The 22,757-nt window shown below is 45.4% G+C and carries 23 protein-coding genes; 17 read left to right on the top strand and 6 right to left on the bottom strand.

Going from position 1 to position 22,757, the window contains the following annotated elements; all coding sequences use genetic code 11:
- Positions 1-71: 71 nt before the first annotated feature.
- Complete coding sequence (locus M3191_RS12545) at positions 72-1,247, top strand: MFS transporter (protein WP_251700723.1); 1,176 nt, start codon at positions 72-74, stop codon at positions 1,245-1,247.
- Positions 1,248-1,360: 113 nt separating this feature from the next.
- Positions 1,361-2,338, top strand: coding sequence for a M23 family metallopeptidase (locus tag M3191_RS12540; RefSeq protein WP_251700722.1), 978 nt, complete (start codon positions 1,361-1,363; stop codon positions 2,336-2,338).
- 99 nt (positions 2,339-2,437) lie between these two features.
- Here M3191_RS12540 and M3191_RS12535 read toward each other — a convergent pair whose 3' ends face one another.
- Complete coding sequence (locus M3191_RS12535) at positions 2,438-3,241, bottom strand: polysaccharide deacetylase family protein (RefSeq protein ID WP_251700721.1); 804 nt, start codon at positions 3,239-3,241, stop codon at positions 2,438-2,440.
- A 56-nt stretch (positions 3,242-3,297) separates the two neighbouring features.
- Positions 3,298-4,194, bottom strand: a complete 897-nt coding sequence (locus tag M3191_RS12530; protein ID WP_251700720.1) for a TIGR01777 family oxidoreductase — start codon at positions 4,192-4,194, stop codon at positions 3,298-3,300.
- Positions 4,195-4,292: 98 nt separating this feature from the next.
- Between M3191_RS12530 and recX the strand changes: the two genes are divergently transcribed.
- Together recX and M3191_RS12520 are read left to right on the top strand one after the other, a co-directional pair.
- Entirely contained in the window at positions 4,293-5,105 is an 813-nt protein-coding gene (recX, locus tag M3191_RS12525; protein WP_251700719.1) for a recombination regulator RecX, read from the top strand.
- Positions 5,095-5,424, top strand: a complete 330-nt coding sequence (locus tag M3191_RS12520) for a YfhH family protein (protein ID WP_251696408.1) — start codon at positions 5,095-5,097, stop codon at positions 5,422-5,424. Before recX ends, M3191_RS12520 begins: the two co-directional genes overlap by 11 nt.
- Before the next feature lie 166 nt (positions 5,425-5,590).
- Here M3191_RS12520 and M3191_RS12515 read toward each other — a convergent pair whose 3' ends face one another.
- A complete protein-coding gene (locus tag M3191_RS12515) occupies positions 5,591-6,574 on the bottom strand; it encodes a metal-dependent hydrolase (protein WP_251700718.1) in 984 nt (327 codons plus the stop codon).
- Between the two features lie 123 nt (positions 6,575-6,697).
- Between M3191_RS12515 and mutY the strand changes: the two genes are divergently transcribed.
- From mutY to nikC, 9 genes are all read left to right on the top strand, one after another.
- The gene (mutY, locus tag M3191_RS12510) at positions 6,698-7,759 is read left to right on the top strand and encodes an A/G-specific adenine glycosylase (protein WP_251700717.1); all 1,062 of its coding nucleotides are present in this window, start codon (positions 6,698-6,700) and stop codon (positions 7,757-7,759) included.
- A gap of 61 nt (positions 7,760-7,820) precedes the next feature.
- Positions 7,821-8,030, top strand: coding sequence for a gamma-type small acid-soluble spore protein (locus M3191_RS12505; RefSeq protein ID WP_251700716.1), 210 nt, complete (start codon positions 7,821-7,823; stop codon positions 8,028-8,030).
- A gap of 141 nt (positions 8,031-8,171) precedes the next feature.
- Complete coding sequence (gene ntdP, locus M3191_RS12500) at positions 8,172-8,720, top strand: nucleoside tri-diphosphate phosphatase (protein ID WP_251700715.1); 549 nt, start codon at positions 8,172-8,174, stop codon at positions 8,718-8,720.
- A gap of 53 nt (positions 8,721-8,773) precedes the next feature.
- Complete coding sequence (locus M3191_RS12495; protein WP_251700714.1) at positions 8,774-10,519, top strand: ABC transporter ATP-binding protein; 1,746 nt, start codon at positions 8,774-8,776, stop codon at positions 10,517-10,519.
- Positions 10,520-10,667: 148 nt separating this feature from the next.
- Positions 10,668-11,690 (top strand): ABC transporter ATP-binding protein, encoded by a 1,023-nt coding sequence (locus M3191_RS12490; protein WP_251700713.1) that lies wholly within the window; start codon positions 10,668-10,670, stop codon positions 11,688-11,690.
- Entirely contained in the window at positions 11,662-12,675 is a 1,014-nt protein-coding gene (locus M3191_RS12485; protein ID WP_251700712.1) for an ABC transporter ATP-binding protein, read from the top strand. The genes M3191_RS12490 and M3191_RS12485 overlap by 29 nt, the downstream gene beginning before the upstream one ends.
- On the top strand, positions 12,672-14,255 hold the full coding sequence (locus tag M3191_RS12480; protein WP_251700711.1) for an ABC transporter substrate-binding protein: 1,584 nt from the start codon (positions 12,672-12,674) through the stop codon (positions 14,253-14,255). Before M3191_RS12485 ends, M3191_RS12480 begins: the two co-directional genes overlap by 4 nt.
- Positions 14,256-14,381: 126 nt before the next feature.
- Positions 14,382-15,386, top strand: a complete 1,005-nt coding sequence (locus tag M3191_RS12475; protein WP_251700818.1) for an ABC transporter permease — start codon at positions 14,382-14,384, stop codon at positions 15,384-15,386.
- 17 nt (positions 15,387-15,403) lie between these two features.
- Positions 15,404-16,300, top strand: a complete 897-nt coding sequence (gene nikC, locus M3191_RS12470; protein ID WP_251700710.1) for a nickel transporter permease — start codon at positions 15,404-15,406, stop codon at positions 16,298-16,300.
- Between the two features lie 37 nt (positions 16,301-16,337).
- On the opposite strand, the gene M3191_RS12465 is transcribed toward nikC, so the two are convergent.
- Together M3191_RS12465 and M3191_RS12460 are read right to left on the bottom strand one after the other, a co-directional pair.
- Entirely contained in the window at positions 16,338-17,420 is a 1,083-nt protein-coding gene (locus M3191_RS12465) for an FUSC family protein (protein WP_251700709.1), read from the bottom strand.
- 45 nt (positions 17,421-17,465) lie between these two features.
- The gene (locus tag M3191_RS12460) at positions 17,466-18,770 is read right to left on the bottom strand and encodes a glutamate-1-semialdehyde 2,1-aminomutase (protein WP_285853351.1); all 1,305 of its coding nucleotides are present in this window, start codon (positions 18,768-18,770) and stop codon (positions 17,466-17,468) included.
- A gap of 126 nt (positions 18,771-18,896) precedes the next feature.
- Between M3191_RS12460 and bcp the strand changes: the two genes are divergently transcribed.
- From bcp to perR, 3 genes are all read left to right on the top strand, one after another.
- Positions 18,897-19,376: a thioredoxin-dependent thiol peroxidase gene (gene bcp / locus M3191_RS12455; RefSeq protein ID WP_251629483.1), complete on the top strand. Its 480-nt coding sequence runs from the start codon at positions 18,897-18,899 to the stop codon at positions 19,374-19,376.
- Between the two features lie 12 nt (positions 19,377-19,388).
- Positions 19,389-20,333 carry a D-2-hydroxyacid dehydrogenase gene (locus M3191_RS12450; RefSeq protein ID WP_251700708.1) on the top strand — a complete coding sequence of 315 codons (945 nt, stop codon included), beginning with the start codon at positions 19,389-19,391 and terminating at the stop codon, positions 20,331-20,333.
- Between the two features lie 113 nt (positions 20,334-20,446).
- Positions 20,447-20,890: a peroxide-responsive transcriptional repressor PerR gene (gene perR, locus M3191_RS12445; protein ID WP_251629479.1), complete on the top strand. Its 444-nt coding sequence runs from the start codon at positions 20,447-20,449 to the stop codon at positions 20,888-20,890.
- A 41-nt stretch (positions 20,891-20,931) separates the two neighbouring features.
- Here perR and M3191_RS12440 read toward each other — a convergent pair whose 3' ends face one another.
- Complete coding sequence (locus M3191_RS12440) at positions 20,932-21,303, bottom strand: YgzB family protein (RefSeq protein ID WP_251696382.1); 372 nt, start codon at positions 21,301-21,303, stop codon at positions 20,932-20,934.
- A 169-nt stretch (positions 21,304-21,472) separates the two neighbouring features.
- Here M3191_RS12440 and M3191_RS12435 point away from each other — a divergent pair, with 169 nt between their 5' ends.
- Positions 21,473-22,345 (top strand): nucleotidyltransferase-like protein, encoded by an 873-nt coding sequence (locus tag M3191_RS12435; protein ID WP_251700707.1) that lies wholly within the window; start codon positions 21,473-21,475, stop codon positions 22,343-22,345.
- The last annotated feature ends 412 nt before the right edge of the window (positions 22,346-22,757 follow it).

The raw sequence follows: 22,757 nt of genomic DNA, 5'->3' as shown, positions 1-22,757 counted from the left end.
AACCAATCCTCCTTATTCCACTTATGCTACTATTGTATAGTAATTTCTCATAATTAAGGAGCGTATTGCTTATGCTTACTACATTATCCGCCCAACAGCGGCGGTTTTGGATACTTGTTATCATCGTTTCAATCTCGGGATTTTCACAAGGTATGTTATTGCCGCTCATCTCGGCCATTTTCGAGCGTGATGGGATTTCAAGTGCTTTGAATGGACTCAATGCAACAGGTTTATACATAGGTACGCTTCTCGTGTCTCCATTCATGGAAGCGCCGTTACGTAAATATGGCTACAAACCCATCATCATATTGGGCGGTATTCTCGTATTTACATCATTGCTCCTATTCCCGTTATGGAAACATGTCGTTTTTTGGTTCATCTTACGATTGTTCATCGGGATTGGAGATCATGCCCTTCATTTTTCAACACAGACGTGGATCACAAGTACATCGGAGCAGCATAGATTAGGAAGGAATATCGCAATATACGGCTTGTCATTCAGCTTGGGGTTTGCCGTAGGTCCGCTTTTTGCGCCGCTCGTCAATATCCATGAAGGACTGCCATTCATCGTCTCAGGCTTATTATGCATGTCTGCATGGTTGCTTGTTTTCAAATTGAAAAATGATTTTCCGGAAGTATTGAGAGGGAATGTGGAAGCTGGAAGTTTCGTGAAACGGTCAAAAAGCACAATTGCCATTGCATGGGTCGCTTTTTTAGGCCCATTCGGATATGGGTTCCTGGAATCTTCATTAAATGCGATGTACCCGGTATATGCGTTGCGTAGTGGAATGGAGTTCACATCCGTTTCCATGATCCTTGCAATTTTTTCAGTGGGAGGCATTGTTTCACAGTTGCCGCTCGGTATGCTTTCGGACAAGTTCGGAAGAAGCACGATCCTCCCGATGACATATGGGGGCGGGGCAGTCGCGTTCTGGGCTGCAAGCATGATGGGGAATTCAGTCCCTTTCGTCATGGTGACTGTCTTCATCGCCGGCCTATTTGTCGGGTCCATCTTTTCGCTCGGCATTTCCTACATGTCCGACCTGACTCCGAAGAATTTATTGCCGACCGGTAATTTGCTTTGCGGCATCTTTTTCAGCATAGGGAGTCTGACTGGTCCGTTTGCAGGCGGGCTCTTTCTTGAATTCATCGAAAATGTCAGCTATTTGCTCATCATCTCCGTCCTGTTCGGGGTGTTGTTTATAATATCGCTTTACGGTACGAGAAGAAAAAACATTTTTATTTAAAGACAGCTGAGATAAACTGTGGCAATTCCTTTCCGGGCTAAATCTTTTGAAACTTTTTCATTCAATTAGCTGTAGTACTTTATAAAGGTCAAAATTGAATGAGGAGGGGTATCTTGAGGTATTTGAAGCTTTTAATAATCCTGGTTGCTATTTCAACGGTATTTATAACCGCTTGTAATCCTGGAGAGGAGGGGGGAGAAGAAAGGAAGGAAAAGAATATTGAGCGAGGCGGCAAACTGTTGAAGCCAAAGGAATTACCCGATACTTTTTTAAACGGGGACTATGAGAAGTTGTACAGTCAGACGAGCAAAACGTTTCAGGAGCAAGTTACCTTGAAGCAATTCCGTAAGTCAGGTAAAAAATTTAATAAAGGCGTTACAAAATATATATTACAATCTGAAAATCCTTATGGTAATGGTGCCAAGCAATATAGTTGGATAGATGAAAGCGGTTCTAAAGGAATGATGGCAATCGTTGGGGAGGATAATAATTTCCACATATTGCAGATGAAGCCACTCGATGCGTATCCGGAAACTGACAACATATATACGGAAGCAGTATTTGATTTTCCTTTTCAGGATCAGTGGTTTGTGTTGTGGGGAGGTATGAACAGTCTGGTTAACTACCATTATGAATTTGAAAACCAGCGCTATGCTTACGACTTTTTGATAAGGAATGACGACAGCACCTATGAAGGGGATCCTACCTTAAATGAAAGCTATTTTGCATTCGGCAAGGAATATTTGGCTCCGGCTGATGGAATAGTTGTGAAAGTAGAAAATGGTGTAGAAGATAATAACCCAGTTGGTAAAATGAATCGGGAGCAACCTTTCGGGAATTATGTAATCCTTGATCATGGTAATGAGGAATTCAGTTATCTCGTTCACTTTAAGTACCAATCGGTAGTAGTAGAGGAGGGGGATAAGGTCAGGAAGGGTGACCTGCTTGGACTAGTTGGTAACTCAGGGAATTCCAGTGAACCGCATATCCATTTTCATGTGGCTGATTCTCCGGATCCGACGAATTCAAAAAGCATCAATATTAGATTTGACAGGGAGGATAAATTTATCCAAGGGGATTTTGTAGAATAAGCAAAATCCATAAAAAGACCGCCTATTCCATATTCGAATTGGCGGTCTCTATTGTGAGTTATACTGCGTTTCCTATTCATCGAAAGGGATGCTTTCAGATCACCGCAAAATCGAATTCACATTTTCATATTCCATGACAAGATCGTCCAATGAACGGAATTCATATCCCGCTTTCTTTGCGTCGCGAATGAAATCCGGCAGTGCTTGCGCGTTATCGGGCGATACGGTATGCATAAGAATGACTGCTCCAGGATGAAGCTGATTCATCAGCTCATTATAGGCATAGTCGCGGCCGCGCGGTTTATTGGCATGCCAATCGATGAAAGCGACCGACCAGAACATGTGACGGTAGCCCAGCTCATTCCCTTTGCTTAATACAGCATCATTGAAAATCCCTTCAGGCGGCCTTGCATACACCGTCCGCTTTACCCCTGTCGTTTGATAAAGCAACTCATCGAATTTTTTCCATTCCTCTTCCATTCTAGCTTCGGACAGATTCGCCATATTCGGATGCCCATAAGAATGATTTCCGATGATATGCCCATCCTTCACCATTCGTTGAACGAGGGGGGCGGCGCTTTTCAAATAATGTCCCGTCAGAAAAAATGTCGCTGGGACGTCCTCATTTTTCAATGCATCCAAAATCTTTTCCGTATAGCCATTTTCATAGCCATTATCGAAGGTCAAATAGGCGATTTTTTCGTCAGGATTGCCTTTATATATAGCGCCATGCTTATCAAGCATTGATTCCAAAGCGGGTCCTGCATTCGGAGGGACGCCATTCGTCGCCTTTTTGAAACCCCAATGGAATTCTTCCGCTTTTGCTGCGAACGGATTGAATAAAATACCGACAACGATTATGAAGGCAGCCATAAGTATTCCAGGTCCATGTTCTTCAACCATAGATTGCACATCTCCTTTTTGAGTAGGATGTGCGGAAATAAAGGAACTATACGCTTCTACAACAGATTGTCCAGTGCCAAGGACAACACAGGAAAATTGAATTCAAAGCCGTCCGCCAAAAGCTTCTCAGGCGTCACATATTGACCTTCCAATACGAGAGAACTCTTATTCCCGAGAGCCAGCTTCATGATCGGAGAAGGAGCGGGGAACCAATGCGGCCGATGTAAAGTGGCTCCGATCATCTTCCCGAAATCATCCATCCGGAGAGGGAACGGAGCGGTGACATTGACAGCGCCTTCCAATTGGCTGTTATACATAATGTGCAGAACCGCTCTTGCAACATCTCGCACATGCACCCAAGAAACCCATTGCTGTCCGGTTCCTACTTTACCGCCAACGTACATTTTATATGGCAGGACCATAAGCGGCAGAGCACCTTCATCTTTCCAAAGGACGAGTCCGAATCGAGTAAATACAGTCCTTATCCCAAGATCATTTAACGAAGCCGCCTTTTTCTCCCAATCGCTCACTGTCTTACCGAGAAAGTCCGTAGCAACTTCAGCAGATTCCTCCGTATATATGGCTGTTTCGGAAGCAGGATAGATTCCGATTGCACTCGCATTGATAAAGAGAGACGGTTTTTCATCCAGCTCGCTAATGATCCGGGTCAATTCATTCGTCGCTTCCATCCTGCTATCATAAATCCGTTTCTGGTGAGCCTCCGACCAACGCCCATCGTTAATGGAAACGCCCGCAAGATTAATAAATACATCCACTGAGCCGATCTCATTCTCCGGACTAGCACCATCTTGCAGCCAGAGCACATACTTCACTTTCTCGCCATCGTCTGTCTTCTCCCTTGAAAGAACAATGATTTCATGACCATTTTTCAAAAGCAAGTCTGTAATATGCCGTCCAATAAAACCCGAACCACCAGCAATAACAACTTTCATCTATATTCCCCCTTACCGCCTGAAGCGGAAATCCTGTTAAGATGACCTCCTCCACCAGAACATGTATACTGATAGATAGCGAGGGAGGTCGAACAGATTTGCCTGTTATTACGAAAATAACACAACAAAAACGTGATAGCGAACGTTATAATATATTCCTTGACGAAACATACGCCTTCAGCGTCCATGAATCCGTCCTAGTCAAATTCGGACTCACAAAAGGTATGCAACTTGACGAATGGTCGATGGACGAAATCACATACGAAGACCAAATCGAAAAAGCATTCAACCGCGCACTCCACTACCTATCCTTCCGGATGCGAAGCGAGTTTGAAGTGAAAAAGAAACTGAAAGACTTGGATTACGGGGAAGCGGTCATCCTCGAAGCAATCGTGAAATTAAGAAGGCTCGGATTCCTAGACGACGAAGCATTTTCCGAAGCATTAATGCGAACACAAAAAAATGCATCGAATAAAGGTCCAAAAGCGATCCAACAAGAACTGCAAAAAAAAGGGGTCGGGAAGGAGTTGCAGCAACAAGTGCTTGATAGCTACTCAGAAGAAGAACAATTTGCAGTCGCAAAGAAATTAGCTGAAAAGGCGGCTAGGACGAACAGTTCAATCGCTCCAGCACAATTGAAGCAAAGAATCCAAAATGCGCTTGCCCGAAAAGGGTACTCCTTTGAATTGATTAGAAGTGTTTTGGAAGAAATAGATTTCGGCAGGGATGAAGACGAGTGGGATTCGATCATCAGCTCTGTCGGTGAGAAGGCGTGGCGCCGTTATCAGTCGAAGTTTTCCGGATATGAATTAAGAAGACGGATAAAACAGGCGATGTACCAAAAGGGAATACCATTCGAACGAATAGACAGTTTCATCGAAAAAAAGGAGAACGAAGAAGATGGAGACTAAAAAATATAGTGAAATGAATGAACACGAGCTGCGGTCGGAAATCGGCAGTCTGATGGAAAAAGCGCGCAAGGCGGAGCAATTGGGTATGATCAATGAGTTCGCCGTCTATCAGCGCAAGGCGCTCATGGCGAAATCCTATATGATCGATCCGTCAACAATCGTTCCTGGTGAAATCTACAGGATCGAAGGCGACGAGGGCGTCTTTTTCCATGTTGACTATTTGAAAGGCCGTTTCGCTTGGGGATACCGTTTAGGCGGCGAACGTGCAGAAGAAGCGTTGCCGATCGCAATGCTGCAATCCGTTAAAACAGGTAAATAAAAGATATGCAAAAAGCTTGCCGGTAACGCGTTTAGCGGGAATGGCAAGCTTTTGCATGTTCTTTTCTACGTCCGGGCGCCAGAAGCTCGGGGTCATAAGTCAAATATACTGCGTGGCAAAGAGCGCCACTCCTTGTCGCTTCTAAGCAGGAGCCCTATGCTTTTGTTTAGGAATTCGGAATGAAATTCAATTTTTTACGGAGCTTGTCCTCCGAGAAGATCCAGCCTGTATACGAATTGATCACTTCCATATCTTCATTAATATGCGCAACAGCGACGAACGGATAATAGCTCTTGCTCCGATAACGCAAATCGATGAGACGGACTTCATACAAATGCCCGACATGTGAAACGGACCATCTGTAGATAGGTGAGAAAGATACGAATGCCTGTATATTCTTATCCTCCATCGCCGCATCGATATAAGGTGTTTTCGGCATCGGCTCGCGTTCGAATCTGTCGTATATGTTGACGGAACGCCCGTATGCCCGTCCAACGTAGTGACAATTCTTATTGGATGCGGCAACTCTCCATTGGAAAAAATGCATCGTCGGCGCGATGAAAATATCATCAGCATCCGGAATTGTATTGCGGACAGCTTGTTTCACCGCCGCTTTGACGGCGAAACGCAATAGATAATAGAAGAAAACGACTATATACATTAGCGAGAAGGTCAGAACAGGTTCAGCACCGAACATCCATGCAATGATTGCGATAATATGCAATGCGAAAATTATCGGATCAAATGTGTTGATGACCCCGATGGCGACCCATTGATTGGAGAATGGCCGTAACGCCTGTGTGCCGTAGGCGTTGAAGATATCTACAAAGACATGTAGAAAAACCGCTAAGAAAGTCCACGCCCAAAGATGAAAGAATGCCGCCTCAGGGAAAATGAACGACAGCAAAACCGATATGATGAGAGGCCAAAGCAGGACTGCGGGCACGGAATGAGTAATTCCGCGATGGTTCCGTATATAAACCGCATTATTCCTCAATTTAAGGACAGTATCGACATCGGGTATAAGGGAGCCCGATACGACGCCAATAAATACAGCCGTCATTGTGGCGGAATCCGAGGCAACGACTGGATCTGCCAATGTCAAACCGCAAATGGCGGCACCCATGACAATATGTGTTCCCGTATCCAAAAAATCACTCCTTTACATCGCCACTGAATTGGCATTGAAGCGTAACACACGCAATCATTATTCTTTTATTAGTATATACCCTATTTTTCAGTAACGAAAAGCATATGCAAAACGGAGGTAATCATGCAACTCTTTGAACGGAAACTTGAAAGTGAATTCAGGAAGGCACTCATCACATGGTATTTGGAAGAAAAAAGGGATCTGCCATGGAGAAGGACGTCGAATCCCTATCATATATGGGTATCTGAAGTGATGCTCCAACAGACACGTGTAGAAACGGTCATCCCTTATTATGAACGATTTATCGGAAAGTTTCCGACGCTGGCCGACTTGGCTGCTGCGAAGGAAGAAGATGTTTTGAAGATGTGGGAAGGACTCGGATATTATTCCCGCGCCCGGAATTTGCAATCTGGCGTGCAAGAAGTTGTAGAGGAATATGGAAGCCGGATTCCCGAAAATCGGAAAGACATTTCCAAGTTGAAAGGTGTCGGACCATATACTGCCGGCGCCGTGCTCAGCATCGCATTCGGCGTTCCAGAGCATGCTGTAGATGGGAATGTCATGAGAGTATTATCACGAATCTTATTAATCGAAGAGGATATAGCGATTCCTAAAACACGAAAGATATTCGAGGAAGTCGTCATGGCGTTAATTGACAAGGAAGATCCTTCATCGTTCAATCAAGGTCTGATGGAGCTTGGGGCGACGATATGTACACCAAGACCGAAATGCCTTCTGTGCCCGGTCCGTGATTTTTGTACAGCGTTCCACGAAGGAAAGCAGGAGGAACTTCCCGTAAAATCGAAAAAAGTGAAGATGAAGACAGTCCCTGTTCTTTCAATCGCTATCCGGAGTATCGATGGGAAATGGCTGATGAGGCAACGGCCATCGAAAGGGCTCTTAGCGAATATGTGGGAGTTTCCGATGGTGGAAAATACATCTGGAGCTATCGAAGAAATTGTGAAAGCCGAACTTGGACTAGATGTTCGCTCGATTACACCATTGACTGATTTCAGACATGTCTTCTCCCATCTTACTTGGGAAGTGAAAAGTTTTTTGGCGGTGACGGAGGGTCGGGCTCCCGAAGGTTTCGAGTTCTTTTCGGAGGAAGAAGTGGAAGCATTGCCAAAGGCGGTTCCCGTGATGAAAATTTGGGATGAAGTGAAAAATCCAATGATTACCTAAAAAAATCCCGGAATAAAAAAACGGGCTTTGAACATCATAGTGGTTACGGAGGTGAAAATCCATGACAAACAAAAATCGAAACAACTTTAACCAACAACAAACAACGCAAGCTTCGTTCACAAAACCAAACAAAGTCAAACAAGAAATCATGTCTGAAGAGTTTGGATCTGAAACAGATGTAAACGAAGTACGCCAACAAAACCAACAATCGGAAATGAACAAAACAAACGTTTCCGGCGGAGCAGGAAGTTTCGGTAAACAGTCAAAATAATGGATGGACATCACCGGCCGGCAGCTAAAGCTGCCGGTTTTTTATATATGTGTATCGAAGGGTAAACGTTTCAATTTTGATCGTCCAATTGGTATAATGTACGAATATTAGGGTTTCCGACAGTTAAAGGTGGTTTTACTGATGACAATACCGAAAGAAGGCGAAACGATACAGGTACATAGTTATAAGCATGATGGCAATATCCACCGTGTGTGGCAAGAGACAACCGTTTTGAAGGGGACGCGGAATATTGTGATCGGGGCGAATGAACGGACGCTTGTCACGGAAGCGGACGGCAGGACATGGCTGACGAGGGAGCCTTCGATCTGTTATTTCCATGCCGAACATTGGTTCAATATCATTTGCATGCTTCGCGAAGATGGGGTCTATTATTATGTGAATATGAGTTCACCCTTCGTATATGACCACCAAGCACTGAAATACATCGATTATGACCTTGATGTGAAAGTGTTCCCGGATATGAGTTATTTGATCCTGGATGAAGATGAATATGATGACCATAAAGAGAAGATGAAATATCCAGGTGTGATTGACCAAATACTGAAGCGTAATCTGGATAAACTTCTCATGTGGATCAAACAGCGCAAAGGGCCATTTGCACCGGATTTCATAGAAGTATGGACTTCCAGGTATCAGTTCTATAAACAGGTAAAGAAAAATGACCAATGAGAGCCTGTCTGCGTTCATGCAGTTAGGCTTTTTATTGTTTTAGGAGGATGAAAATGGGAGACAGTATAAAAAGATATATGAAATTTGTTAAGCCGTACAATTGGCAGATCGTCTTGACAATTTTAATCGGCATCGTGAAATTTGCAATTCCTTTATTCATTCCTTACCTTATTAAAATCGTCATCGACGATATCATCATGGCGGATACGTTGAGCGATGCAGAAAAGACGAAGCAGCTTTTCTTATGGATGGGAGGAACCGTATTACTGTTTTTCATCATCCGGCCGCCTGTTGAATACTATCGCCAATACTTCGCGCAATACGTCAGCAATAAAATCTTATACGATATCCGGGAAAACCTATATGGACATTTGCAAAGGCTCGGGCTGCGTTACTACTCGAATACGCGGGCGGGCGAGGTCATTTCACGCGTCATCAATGATGTCGAGCAGACGAAGAACTTCGTCACGATCGGCTTGATGAATGTGTGGCTCGACTTAGCGACGATCATCATTGCGACATGTATCATGCTTGCAATGGATGTACCGTTGACAATCGTAACATTGCTTGCATTCCCTTTTTATGCATACAGTGTGAAGCACTTCTTCGGTAAGCTTCGGGATTTGACGAGAAAACGGTCGCAAGCGCTTGCCGATGTGCAAAGTTATTTACACGAACGTGTGACGGGGATAAGCGTTATTAAAAGCTTTGCGCTTGAGGATAAAGAACAGGAGCGTTTTGACCGGACGAACGGCAATTTCCTCGATAAGGCAATCGATCATACGAAATGGAATGCAAAAGCGTTTGCGGTCGTGAATACGATTACGGATGTCGCTCCATTGCTTGTCATTTCCTATGCGGGCTATCAGGTGATCAACGGTTCTCTATCCGTCGGCGTAATGGTTGCCTTCATTGCGTATATAGATCGTCTGTACAATCCGTTAAGAAGATTAGTCAATGCTTCAACATCACTGACGCAATCATTCGCTTCGATGGACCGGGTTTTTGAATTGATGGAAGAACCCTATGATATTAAAGATAAGAGCGGTGCAAAAGCATTGCCGCAAATCGAAGGGGAAATCCAATTCGACCATGTCAATTTTTCGTATGGAGAAGATGAAGAGCCGGTGCTGCGTGACGTCAACTTTACGGTCAAGCCGGGTGAGACGGTCGCGCTCGTCGGCATGAGCGGCGGAGGGAAGTCGACAATCGTCAGTCTGATACCGCGGTTTTACGATGTGACAGAGGGATCGATCCGTATCGACGGCCATGATTTGCGTGATATCCAATTGAAATCATTGCGTGACCAAATAGGGCTCGTCCTTCAAGACAGCATCCTCTTCAGCGATTCGGTGAAGAGCAATATCCTGATGGGGAACCCTGACGCATCGGACGAGGAAGTGATTGCCGCAGCCAAAGCCGCAAATGCGCATGACTTCATCGAATCATTGGCGGAAGGGTACGACACGACCGTCGGTGAACGAGGCGTGAAATTATCCGGCGGTCAAAAACAGCGGATAGCGATTGCACGTGTGTTTTTGAAAAATCCGCCATTGCTCATTTTGGATGAAGCCACCTCCGCTTTAGATCTTGAAAGTGAAGCGCTCATCCAGGAGTCCCTCGAACGGCTTGCCAGTGACAGGACAACCTTGATTGTCGCACATCGGCTATCGACCATAACCCATGCCGACAAGATATTTGTCATTGATCACGGAGAGTTGAAGGAAATCGGGAGCCATGAAGAACTCATGGCGAAACAAGGGATCTACTACAATCTGTTTCAAGTTCAATCGTTATAATCGTGTAGCTGCCGGACATCCGGCAGCTTTTTTTTGTCGTGGGATCAACTTGACTCTATGAAAATTCCATATTGCCTTTTTCCTAATAGAAAGTATAATGGGTATAATTGAATGTTTCAGAAAACGCATAAAGCGAAAAGGTGATCTGATGAATGATAGGAACAAAATTCTTGATGTAAAAGACTTGCAGACTACCTTTTTCACAGACTCCGGAAAAGTCCCGGCGGTTGATCATATCGATTTTCATCTCCGGGATGGCGAGATTTTAGGAATCGTAGGGGAATCAGGATGCGGAAAAAGTGTAACCTCCCTATCCATAATGGGGCTCGTGCCTAGTCCGCCCGGGAAGATTACAGGCGGAGAAATTGTGTACAACGGACGCAATTTAATCGGCTTATCGGAAAAAGAGATGAGGCAGATCCGCGGCAATGACATTGCGATGATTTTTCAGGAGCCGATGACGTCTTTGAATCCTTTATTCACGATTGGCAACCAAATGGTCGAAGCAATCTTGATCCACGAAAAAGGCTGGTCTAAAAAGCAGGCACAGGAAAGGGCCGTTGAGATGTTGAAATTGGTCGGCTTGCCTCGTGCCGATGCCTTGCTGAAAGACTACCCGCACCAATTATCGGGCGGTATGCGGCAAAGGGTGATGATTGCAATGGCGCTTGTCTGCAATCCGAAAATATTGATTGCGGATGAACCGACGACAGCTCTCGATGTGACGATCCAAGCGCAAATATTGAAGTTGATGAAAGATCTGAATGTCCGATTAGGGACCGCCATATTATTAATTACCCATGATCTTGGAGTTGTTGCGGAAACTTGCGAGCGGGTCATCGTCATGTATGCAGGGCAAATCATTGAAGAGGCACCTACCAAGCTCATATTTGAAGATCCCCAGCATCCGTATACGAAAGGTCTGATCCAGTCAGTACCGGATATGCGCGTTAAAAAGGAACGTCTTCATTCCATTCCAGGGAATGTTCCGAAGCCCGGTTCCATAACGAGCGGCTGCAGGTTTGCGGCGCGATGCGATTTTGCATTTGACCGATGCTTTCAGGAAAACCCGGAGCTTTATGAAACAGCGGATGTCCATCAGACGAGATGTTTCCTATACGACGAAGGAAGGGTGAAGTCGGATGTCCACAACGCCTTTATTGAAAGTTAAAAACTTGAAAAAGTACTTTCCCGTGAAAAAAGGAATGTTCGGAAAAACGGTCGGTTATGTGAAGGCTGTCGACGACGTCTCGTTTTTTGTTAATGAAGGAGAAACGCTTGGTATCGTCGGTGAAAGCGGTTGCGGGAAATCGACGACGGGGCGTGTGCTCATGCGCTTGCTGGAACCTACAGACGGACAAATCGAGTTTGACAGGAAAGACCTTGCGTCATTGAGTCAGGAAGAGATGAGAAAAACACGCCGCGATATTCAGATGGTTTTTCAGGATCCTTATGCTTCATTAAATCCACGCCATACGATTGGCAAGATTTTGGAGGAACCACTTATCGTCCATGGCGTTTCGGACGCGAAGGAAAGGAAGAAGAAGGTCCGCGAGTTTCTGGAAATCGTCGGATTGAATGCCTATCATGCGAAGCGTTACCCGCATCAATTCAGCGGGGGGCAACGGCAGCGGATCGGAATTGCACGCGCCTTGATGACAAATCCGAAGCTGATCATCGCGGATGAGCCCGTTTCGGCGTTGGATGTATCTATCCAGGCGCAAGTATTGAACCTGATGCAAGATCTTCAAAAAGAGTTCAACCTCACGTATATTTTCATCGCGCATGATCTCGGCGTCGTCCGGCATATTAGCGATCGTGTCGCTGTCATGTATTTAGGGAAGATGGTGGAGGTTGCGGATAGTGAACAGCTTTACGAAAAGCCGCTGCATCCATATACACAAGCGTTATTATCTGCTGTGCCCGTTCCCGACCCGGATTATCAGAAAGAACAGATCATCATAGAAGGAGACATCCCCAATCCGGCAGACCCGCCAACCGGGTGCACATTCCATACACGTTGTCCATTCAAGATGGACATTTGCACTAAAGTTACACCGCAACTTACGGAACACACTACCGGTCATTCTGTCGCCTGCCATCTTTACGTAAGCCAGGTCGACGATGATATAAAACAATTGGAGGGGTCTCTATGAATAAAAAGAGAATGTGGTCAGCTGCGTTATTATTATTGCTAGTTCTGTCTACTGTGCTCGCTGCCTGTGGCGGCAATGGGAGCAGTGGAAGCACGAAGGATACATTAGTCTTCGGCCGCGGCGGCGACTCCACTTCGCTTGATCCGTCGAGGGTCACGGAAGGCGAAACATTCAAAGTAACAGTCAATCTCTATGAGACACTGTTGAATTTCGGTGAGCAAGATACGACAATCCAGCCGGGCCTTGCGAAAGAATGGAATACGGATGATGGTTTGACGTATACATTCAAATTGCAGGAAGGCGTCAAATTCCACGATGGCACGGATTTCAATTCCGAAGCTGTCGTGAAGAACTTTGAGCGCTGGGCAAACGGCGACGCAGATAAATTCCCGTATTACAAATCCATGTTCGGCGGATTTAAAGACGATGAAGAGCACGTGATCGAGTCGGTCACAGCTGACGGGGATCACACGGTCATCATCAAGCTGAAACGTCCACAGGCTCCGTTCTTGAAAAACATTGCAATGAGCATGTTCGCAATTGCAAGCCCGACAGCATTCGAAAAAGGCGATGACCAATTTGAAAGGAATCCTGTCGGAACAGGTCCATTCAAGTTTGTCGAGTGGAAAGCGAATGATTCGATCACAATTGAAAAATTCGATGAGTATTGGCAAAAAGGATTGCCGAAATTGGATAAAGTCATTTTCCGATCCTACCCGGACAACTCCGCACGTTTGAATGCGCTTATTGCCGGGGAAATCGATCTTGCGGACGGCATCAATCCTGCTGACGGTGAAAAAATCGAAGGAAATGCCGATTTGCAATTGATTGAACGTCCGTCGATGAACGTCGGATATCTTGGGTTGACGGTGACTCGCCCTCCTTTCGACAAGAAAGAAGTGCGTCAGGCGATGAACTATGCAATCGATAAGAAGACAATCATTGAATCATTCTTCGAAGGAAGGGCGAATAGCGCAAAAAACCCGATGCCACCTTCCATTTCAGGCTATAACGATGACATTGAAGAGTATGAATACAACCCGGAAAAAGCGAAAGAACTTTTAGCGAAAGCAGGCTATCCGGACGGCTTCGAAATGGAACTATGGGCAATGCCTGTTCCGCGTCCATACATGCCGGATGGAGCAAAAGTCGCTGAAGTCATTCAAAGCAATTTAGCGGAAATTGGCGTCAAGGCGAAAATCGTATCTTTTGAATGGCCAACGTATCTCGATAAGGCGAGCAAAGGGGAAGCGGACGCTTTCATGCTTGGTTGGACAGGAGATAACGGTGATGCCGACAACTTCCTATATGTTCTATTAGATGAAGACAATATCGGCAGCAACAACTATACGTACTTCAAAAACGATGAAATGCATAATCTTTTCATCGATGCACAAACGGAAGTGGATGAGGATAAACGAATCGAGCTATATAAGAAAGCACAGGAGATCATCCATGAAGAGGCGCCGTGGGTACCACTCGCGCACTCTACACCACTTCTCGCAGCAACTAAGGATTTAACTGGATTCGTTCCGCATCCTACAGGATCAGATCTATTATCAAACGTAGAATTCAAATAATAAATCCGCTTTGAATGTTGCGTTGACCAGTAAGGGGGAGTCGTTTGATTTCCCCTTTTTCCTATTGATGCATCGGGATAGAAAAAAATCTGTAGGAATTTGAATGATTTTGGTGAGGTGAATGAAATGCTCAGCTACGTCGGCAGAAGGTTATTACAACTAATTCCAGTTCTTCTAGGTATGGTTTTTATCGTTTTCATGATGGTCAGGGCAATCCCCGGCAACCCGGCCCAAGTCATTTTAGGGCAGCAGGCGTCGCCAGAGGCAATCGCAGCGATGAACGCGAGACTTGGGCTTGACCAACCGTGGTTTATTCAATTCTTCAAGTATTTAGGTGGGATTTTACAGGGGGATCTTGGGGAGTCGATGCGCACCCGGCTTCCAGTGGCCGAAGAAATCTGGCCGCATCTGGCCGCAACGATGGAGCTCGCTTTTTTTGCAATGATAATCGCAATTATCGTAGGAGTAAACGCAGGCATCGTCTCGGCGTGGTTCCAAAATTCATGGTTTGACTACATAGCGATGATTTTGGCGCTCGTTGGTGTTTCCATGCCGATCTTTTGGTTGGGACTTTTAGGACAATGGGCATTTGCCATCGAATTCAGCTGGCTCCCTACGGCAGGGAGGGAACAAGTAAGGGATCCCGTTCATGCGATCACCCATCTGTACATCATCGACACGATTATCCAAGGCCGGTTCGATCAATTATTTCAAGTGCTTCGCCATCTCATATTGCCAGGTATTGCATTGGCGACGATTCCGATGGCGATCATCGCGCGAATGACGCGCTCAAGCATGCTTGAAGTGATGCGTTCCGATTACATCCGGACCGCCCGGGCGAAGGGACAGAAAATGTTTTGGGTCGTTTACAAGCATGCGTTCAAGAATGCAGTCATTCCCGTATTGACGGTTATCGGTCTGCAAATGGGAATGCTGCTCGGGGGCGCCATTTTGACTGAAACGATCTTTGCGTGGCCGGGCATCGGGCGGTATATTTACGACGCCATCAACTTCCGGGATTATCCCGTCATCCAATCCGCAATTCTCATTGTCGCCTTCATCTTCGTCATGATCAACCTGATTGTCGACTTACTTTATAGTCTGATCGATTCAAGGATTAAATATGACTGAGGAAGGGGGAATGCGGAATGTCTGAATTTACACCTAAGATGGATGGAATTGTGGAAGCTGAAATTGAGAGGACGACCGGCCCGTGGCGTGAGGCTTGGCGAAACTTCAGAAAAAGCAAGGTGGCGGTTGCCGGAATGGTCATCATCCTCTTTTTCGTGCTTCTTGCCATTTTCGGTCCTTTCATTGCAAAAGAAGGGATCAATCAGCAAATGCCTGCGGATCGGCTTCAACCGCCTTCAGCGGAATATTGGCTCGGAACGGATGATTTCGGCAGGGATATCCTGTCACGCATTATCCATGGAGCGCGGATATCGCTTTCCGTCGGATTCCTATCGGTCATCGCATCGGTCGTCGTTGGTAGTTTTCTAGGTATCGTTGCCGGATATTACGGCCGGTGGACGGATACGATCATATCAAGGATTTTTGATATTATGCTTGCATTCCCTTCAATCCTGCTCGCTATCGCCATCGTTTCCGTGTTGGGGCCAGGGCTTGAAAATGCATTGATTGCCATTGCGATCATCAATGTTCCGAATTTCGGGCGTTTGATACGATCAAAAGTGCTGAGCATCAAGGAAGATGAATATATTATGGCGGCAAAGGCGATCGGAATGAAGGATGCCCGTATTTTATTCTCACATATCCTGCCGAATTCGATGGCACCCGTCATCGTGCAAGGGACACTGGCTGTTGCAACTGCCATCCTGGAAGCTGCGGCACTCGGCTTTCTAGGACTCGGAGCGCAGGCGCCGCAGCCCGAATGGGGGAAAATGCTCGCCGATTCGAAGTCGTATTTGCAGTCAGCTCCATGGACGATGATCTTCCCTGGACTTTCCATCATGCTGACGGTGTTAGGTTTCAACTTGATGGGCGACGGCTTAAGGGATGCGCTCGACCCGAAAATGAAAAACTGAAAAACCATCCTTGGCCAAAGTGCCAAGGATGGTTTCTTTAATAGATTTCATTTTCCATTTCATTGCTGACTTCGTGTCCGTGCCTACGTTGATTGGAAACGATCAGCCGGTCCAGATACTCCAACTGTTCTTCGTAATTCAATAGAGAAGATAGGACATGGAGGAGGTGGTATGCGGTGAATTCTTCCTCTTCCTTTGTGATGGCAATTTCCTTCGCGAAAATATCCATCACTTCCTGACGTTGGATGAATTCCTCATTCAACGTATCCATCATCCGGTCCGCCTTCAACTTGCCTACAAATTTCAGATGGATCTGTTCATGATACGTGAGCAATGCGTCGAGACGTTCCTGAATCATCATCCGGAAATGTTCCGGCAGGTTGATCAGTTCATTTTCGTAGTTATGAAGCCGTGCCAACACTTCATGACTGCTTTTTGATGTTGCAATCATCTGTCTGTAGATGACAAGCTTTCGCGCCTTAGAGCGGGAGTTTTTCTTGAAATAGCTCCGTTCCTCTTTGTAAAGCGAATAGAGTTGATCGACGTTTGCGAGACGTTCCTTTATTTTCACCAGCGACTTTTTTGTTGCAATATGTTCGGATGCCTGTCTGCCCGCAAGCCGTATCCACCGGATGATTTCGTCCTGCGCTTGGTGGATCGCCTGGAATAGCTTCGTTTCATACTTCGGCGGCATGAACAGCAAATTGACGACAAAAGCGGATAAGACCCCGATTACCATGGTGACGAATCGGAGCAGAGCGAAGGATAGGAATGCATCACCTTTGATCTCCATGATGGCAATCATCGTCACTAAAGCTAAGGAAATGGATTTCTCAAGCCCCAACTTCAACATGATCAAGATGATGATGACCGCCGCAAATCCGACAGTTACAATTTGATGTCCAAACACCAGTACGAAGGTGATGGCTGTAATGGCGCCGATCAGATTACCTTGGATCTGCTCAATTATAGTTAAATAAGATCGGTAAATGGATGGTTGAATCGCAAAGATGGCCGCAATTCCTGCAAAGACAGGATTCGGCAAGCTGAGCATCTCCGCCAGAAACAATGCGGCAACGATTGCTATACCCGTTTTAAAGATGCGGGCGCCAAGTTTCATATGATTATCCTTTCTACTAAAGGTATTTATGTTGTGTGCGGTTTCTTACTTGTTCATTTGGAGGGAAAGTTCTTTGAATGAACGGTCCACCGCCTCTAGTGTATGAGTGATGTCCTCCTCTTTATGAGCAATTGTCAGGAACCAAGCTTCATATTTAGAAGGGGCGAGGTTGACACCGTTTTCGAGCATCAGTTTAAAGAACTTAGCGAAAATTTCTCCATCTGTCTGTTCAGCCTGCTCATAGTTCTCTACTATAACATCAGTGAAGAATAAAGTCAGCGCTCCGCCAAGACGATTGATTGTTAGTGTGATGCCGTGCTTTTCCGCCAATTGAAGGATGCCTTCTTCAAGCATTCCTCCCAGCCTGTCCATCTCTTCGTATACGCCGGGTTGCTGCAATACTTCTAGGCAAGCGATGCCGGATAGCATGGAAGCGGGATTTCCAGCCATCGTCCCGGCTTGGTAGGCAGGGCCGAGGGGTGCCACAGTTTCCATGATCTCTTTTTTGCCGCCATATGCACCGATCGGCAAACCGCCGCCAATGATTTTACCGAAAGCAATTAAATCGGGAGTCGTTCCAAGCAGAGTTTGAGCGCTGCCATAATGGAATCGGAAGGCAGTGATCACTTCATCATAAACGATGAGTGCGCCTTTCTCTTTTGCAAGTTCGTGGACGAGTGGAAGGAATCCTTCATTCGGTTCAACGATGCCGAAATTCCCGACAATCGGTTCGACTAGCACACATGCCAGCTGGTCTCCCCATTTTTCCATTGCTTCCTTATATGCATCCGGATCATTGAATGGGATTGTGATCACTTCTTGCGCGATAGAAGCCGGGACTCCCGCTGAATCGGGTGTTCCTAACGTTGCCGGACCGGATCCTGCGGCAACAAGTACGAGATCCGAATGGCCATGGTAGCAGCCTGCGAATTTCATCACTTTCGTTCTTCCGGTGAAGGCGCGGGCTACACGGATTGTCGTCATGACAGCTTCAGTTCCTGAATTGACGAATCTGACCTTGTCCATGGAAGGGATCGCTTCTTTCAGCATCTTAGCGAATTTGACTTCATGCCTCGTAGGAGTCCCGTATAAAACCCCGGTAGTTGCCGCCTTTGTAATCGCTTCTGTAATATGTGGATGAGCATGGCCTGTGATGATTGGGCCATATGCACCTAAGTAATCGATATATTTATTCCCGTCAACATCCCAGAAATAAGCGCCTTCCGCACGCTCCATCACAGTGGGCGCTCCACCGCCGACCGCTTTATAACCGCGTGAAGGGCTGTTGACGCCTCCGACGATATGTTCACATGCTTCTTGATAGATCTGTTCTGAATTAGTTCTGTTCATTTCAATTCCTCCGTTCAAATCGGTACATACTCCATTTTATACAAACTTCGGCCGTTACGCCAAAGAAATTGAAACTATGCCGGTTGTCCGGTACGATTGTATAAAGAAAATGTTGGAGGGATCGATATGGAAAAGTTGGAAGGTATGCAGGCGCCGCAATTTTCATTGCCGAACGAAAACGGTGAAATCGTTTCGTTAAGTGATTTTGAAGGGGAGAAGTATGTAATCCTCTACTTTTATCCGAAAGACGCCACTCCCGGCTGCACAACGCAGGCATGTGACTTTAGGGATGCGCATCAAAGCTTCAGTGATCTGAATGCTGTCATTCTTGGGGTCAGTCCTGATAACGAAGCATCACATCAACGGTTCATTGAAAAGCAAGGACTGCCGTTTTCATTGTTGGTGGATGCAAACCATGAAGCAGCTGAAGCGTACGGCGTGTGGAAATTAAAGAAAATGTTCGGCAAGGAATATATGGGCATCGAGCGATCCACATTTCTGATCGACCCAACTGGGACTGTCGTGAAGGAATGGCGGAAAGTTAAAGTGAAGGGGCATATCGAAGAAGCGCTTGCGACATTGGAGCAATTGACGAAGAAGGCGTAAGGGGGAAATGGGATGAATGTTTTATTCACGTTCAAGATCAAGGACGAACAGATGGAGAGATTGAAGTCGGATTTTCCTGGAATTGAATTTAGCTTCCATAGAAAGATCGGTGAAGTTTCTCTTGGTGAATACGAAATCATCGTCACGTATGGCGAAGATATCAGTACAGAGGTGTTGGATAGGGCGACATCCCTTAAGTGGCTGATGGTCGCTTCCGCAGGGGTGGAAAAGATGCCGCTTGCAGCAATTGCAGAAAAAGGGATCGTCGTCAGCAATGTACGTGGAATCCATAAAACACCGATGGCGGAAACGGCACTCGCGCATATTCTGTCGCTCGGGCGGGCACTGCCTGCATTAGCGGAGCAGCAGAAGCGGAAAGAGTGGAATACAAAAGTACGCCAATCGGAATTGCGCGGCTCGACTGCGCTCATTTTAGGTCCTGGGGCAATTGGATCTGAAATCGGACGTTTGCTTCAAGCGTTCGGAGTCCGGACCATCGGTTGCAATCACTCAGGGGATCCAGCTCAGTTCATGGACGAGACCATCCAATTCGAAGGTATTGTAAACAAACTTCCAGAAGCTGATATTGTCGTATCCGTATTGCCTAGTACACCTAAAACGAAGGAATTGCTCGAGGAAAGCCATTTCCAAGCGATGAAGGAGTCAGCAATATTCATGAATTTTGGCAGAGGCGACCTCGTAAAGGAATCGATTCTCGTTGATGCTTTGAAAAACGGAGAAATCGGGCACGCGGTCCTAGATGTATTTGAAAAGGAACCGTTGCCAATAGAAAGCGAGCTATGGTCTTTATCGAATGTAACCATTTCTCCGCATGTTTCCAGCCATTCCGGGAAATATATTGAGAGGGCGCTTGAGTTTTTTACGGAAAATCTGGAGAAGTGGCAAAAAGGGGATAGGAACTTGATCAATTTGATCGATACTGAAAAAGGGTATTGACCAGATATCTTTTTTCCAATGGAACAGCACTTTAGTTGACAAACATGCCTATTCTCAGTAAACTAATTATAATGATTATAAAGAAGTAATCTTTATGGATTGGAGTGTTGGCGATGTCTGAAGTGTTTTTGAAAGACGCGCTTGTCACATTGAAGGAAAGTGGTGTGCGTATTACACCGCAAAGGCATGCTATATTAGAGTTTCTCATTTCTTCCGAGACACATCCTACTGCTGATGAAATATATAAAGCGTTAGAAGCCGATTTTCCAAATATGAGTGTTGCGACCGTATATAATAATCTGCGTGTTTTCCGGAATGCAGGGCTTGTAAAGGAACTCACTTATGGAGATTCATCGAGCCGGTTCGATTTTGTTACACATGATCATTATCATATCATTTGTGATCATTGTGGAAAAATCGTCGACTTCCACCATCCCGGACTAGAGGAAGTTGAGCATCTCGCTTCCCATGTAACGGGATTCGAAGTGAATTCCCACCGACTTGAAGTATATGGAACATGTCCTGAATGTGCAGCAGGCGCCAATAAAGCAAAATAAGAAAACCGGTTCCGAGGTTGAAAGACGGAACCGGTTTTTTGTTATTTTTTTTCTGAAGCTTCCTTTTTACTTTCCGGACGGTTATACGCCACATCGAATTCCTTTCCTTCTAATGAAGGATCCAACGTGAGCGGCTCTCTGCAATGTCCGCACATATCAACACGTCCAAGCATTTTAGTCGCTTTGCCGCAATTCGGACAGACGATCTGTACAGCCCTCGTCGACAAGGTCCCGATCCAAGCATAAACGACCGTGCTGCCAAGAATCGCTAGGAGTCCTAGTACCATGAATATCAACATGATGATTTCATTCTTCCTGAAGAATATCCCGAGATACATAATGACGACCCCGATGAAAATCAGGGATAATGCAAATGACCGGATCCGATTTATTTTATTTTTATAAGGTTTCATCCATAATCCTCCTTAGAATGACTGTAATGAATGAGGAACATCTATAGAAACGATTTGAATGTTCCTCAATCAATATAGCACAAATTTCATTTGCATCATATTTTACGAATTTTGAATGAAGGGTTTATCAAAAGACGCGTCGAAAGAAATATAAAGTGGAGGTGTCATAATGGAACAGGTTCTTAGACCGATTTATCAAGAACGTGCAAGCTCGCCTGAAACGTTAGGAGTCATACTTGTTGAAAAAAGAGGTGCAGGCGATCCGATAACAGACACGTTTGACGAAATCATGCTCATCATAACATCTAATGAGGAAACGCCAATATATACAAAACATTACACGGATGGAACCGGAAAAGCGGCAATGCACGTTATCAGCGAAAAACAGTTAAGGAAATGGCTTTTGCTCGGGACACGAAGGAAAGTTGTCGACTGGTTGTTCTATGGGAAGATCTTCTTTGATCGCAACGAATTTGTTGAGAGCTTGAAAAACGAGTTGAAGGAATACCCATTCTATGGTCGAAAGATAAAGATGGGACTTGAGCTGTCCAGATTAGTGAGAGTGTATATGGAAGGAAAAATGTTTTTCGAGCAGCAAAACTATATGGATGCGTATCATCATGCGATTCAATCCCTTCATCATCTTGCAAGGCTCACCGTTATTGAAAAGGGATCATCCCCCGAAGTGACTGTATGGTCGCAAGTCAAAAAGATCGACCCTGCAATCTATAAACTATATGAAGAGCTGATCATGAGCGAAGAACCGATAGAGAAAAGGCTGGAGCTTTTATTCCTGGCAAGTGAATTCTTCATTCATAACCGCACGTTGGACGGGGCGAGGCATATCATGGACGTCATGTCGACGAAAGAGACATGGACAATCCAGGAGCTTCATGAAGATGAGGAGTTACGCATGTATTCAATTAACCTGGAAGTTCTCGTTGAGTTTTTAATTGAGAAAGGTTTCATTCAAATTGTGGAAAGTGAATCGAAAAATGAATATGTCTTCCATAGAGACTACCGAGTTGGTAATGAATACTGATAGATAAAACTGCTCGCAAACGCCGTTCTTCGTAACGGCGTTCGCTTCAATCAACGGAACTTCCAAGTCAATAAAACAAGTCCATTTCACCAATTTAGTGTTTTATATAGTTTTTTTGCTTTTGGTGTTGACATATGAAAGTAGCCCATGCTAATATAGTAAACGTCGCTAAGGGAGTTAGTTACTTAGCTTCGAACAAAAACGTTTCAAACTAATTTTAAAAAGTGCTTGACTCAGAGAGTTAGCGATGGTATATTAGAGAAGTTGCTTCTGAGAGAGGCACTAACAATGAACCTTGAAAACTGAACAGCAAAACGTCAACAAATAAAGTTCTGGAGCCGACCTCGTCGGTGAAAAGAACAAACGAATCTTCGGATTCAAATTGACATCTTAATTGATGCCAGCAAGAAAC

This window comes from Sporosarcina luteola (assembly GCF_023715535.1).
In the GTDB taxonomy this organism is placed as follows: Bacteria; Bacillota; Bacilli; order Bacillales_A; family Planococcaceae; genus Sporosarcina; species Sporosarcina luteola_B.
The sequence above is the reverse complement of the archived record's forward strand: the minus strand, read 5'-3'. Positions and strand labels throughout refer to the sequence as shown.

What these genes read in the sequence shown, in the direction of transcription:
- M3191_RS12535 (WP_251700721.1), bottom strand. Translation starts at nt 3,241, where the DNA reads ATGGTTGAAGAACATGGACCTGGAATACTTATGGCTGCCTTCATAATC.
- M3191_RS12475 (WP_251700818.1), top strand. Translation starts at nt 14,382, where the DNA reads ATGCTCAGCTACGTCGGCAGAAGGTTATTACAACTAATTCCAGTTCTT.
- M3191_RS12545 (WP_251700723.1), top strand. Translation starts at nt 72, where the DNA reads ATGCTTACTACATTATCCGCCCAACAGCGGCGGTTTTGGATACTTGTT.
- M3191_RS12435 (WP_251700707.1), top strand. Translation starts at nt 21,473, where the DNA reads ATGGAACAGGTTCTTAGACCGATTTATCAAGAACGTGCAAGCTCGCCT.
- M3191_RS12450 (WP_251700708.1), top strand. Translation starts at nt 19,389, where the DNA reads ATGAATGTTTTATTCACGTTCAAGATCAAGGACGAACAGATGGAGAGA.
- M3191_RS12465 (WP_251700709.1), bottom strand. Translation starts at nt 17,420, where the DNA reads ATGAAACTTGGCGCCCGCATCTTTAAAACGGGTATAGCAATCGTTGCC.
- bcp (WP_251629483.1), top strand. Translation starts at nt 18,897, where the DNA reads ATGGAAAAGTTGGAAGGTATGCAGGCGCCGCAATTTTCATTGCCGAAC.
- M3191_RS12495 (WP_251700714.1), top strand. Translation starts at nt 8,774, where the DNA reads ATGGGAGACAGTATAAAAAGATATATGAAATTTGTTAAGCCGTACAAT.
- mutY (WP_251700717.1), top strand. Translation starts at nt 6,698, where the DNA reads ATGCAACTCTTTGAACGGAAACTTGAAAGTGAATTCAGGAAGGCACTC.
- M3191_RS12530 (WP_251700720.1), bottom strand. Translation starts at nt 4,194, where the DNA reads ATGAAAGTTGTTATTGCTGGTGGTTCGGGTTTTATTGGACGGCATATT.
- nikC (WP_251700710.1), top strand. Translation starts at nt 15,404, where the DNA reads ATGTCTGAATTTACACCTAAGATGGATGGAATTGTGGAAGCTGAAATT.
- ntdP (WP_251700715.1), top strand. Translation starts at nt 8,172, where the DNA reads ATGACAATACCGAAAGAAGGCGAAACGATACAGGTACATAGTTATAAG.
- perR (WP_251629479.1), top strand. Translation starts at nt 20,447, where the DNA reads ATGTCTGAAGTGTTTTTGAAAGACGCGCTTGTCACATTGAAGGAAAGT.
- M3191_RS12460 (WP_285853351.1), bottom strand. Translation starts at nt 18,770, where the DNA reads ATGAACAGAACTAATTCAGAACAGATCTATCAAGAAGCATGTGAACAT.
- M3191_RS12490 (WP_251700713.1), top strand. Translation starts at nt 10,668, where the DNA reads ATGAATGATAGGAACAAAATTCTTGATGTAAAAGACTTGCAGACTACC.
- M3191_RS12440 (WP_251696382.1), bottom strand. Translation starts at nt 21,303, where the DNA reads ATGAAACCTTATAAAAATAAAATAAATCGGATCCGGTCATTTGCATTA.
- M3191_RS12485 (WP_251700712.1), top strand. Translation starts at nt 11,662, where the DNA reads ATGTCCACAACGCCTTTATTGAAAGTTAAAAACTTGAAAAAGTACTTT.
- M3191_RS12520 (WP_251696408.1), top strand. Translation starts at nt 5,095, where the DNA reads ATGGAGACTAAAAAATATAGTGAAATGAATGAACACGAGCTGCGGTCG.
- M3191_RS12505 (WP_251700716.1), top strand. Translation starts at nt 7,821, where the DNA reads ATGACAAACAAAAATCGAAACAACTTTAACCAACAACAAACAACGCAA.
- M3191_RS12480 (WP_251700711.1), top strand. Translation starts at nt 12,672, where the DNA reads ATGAATAAAAAGAGAATGTGGTCAGCTGCGTTATTATTATTGCTAGTT.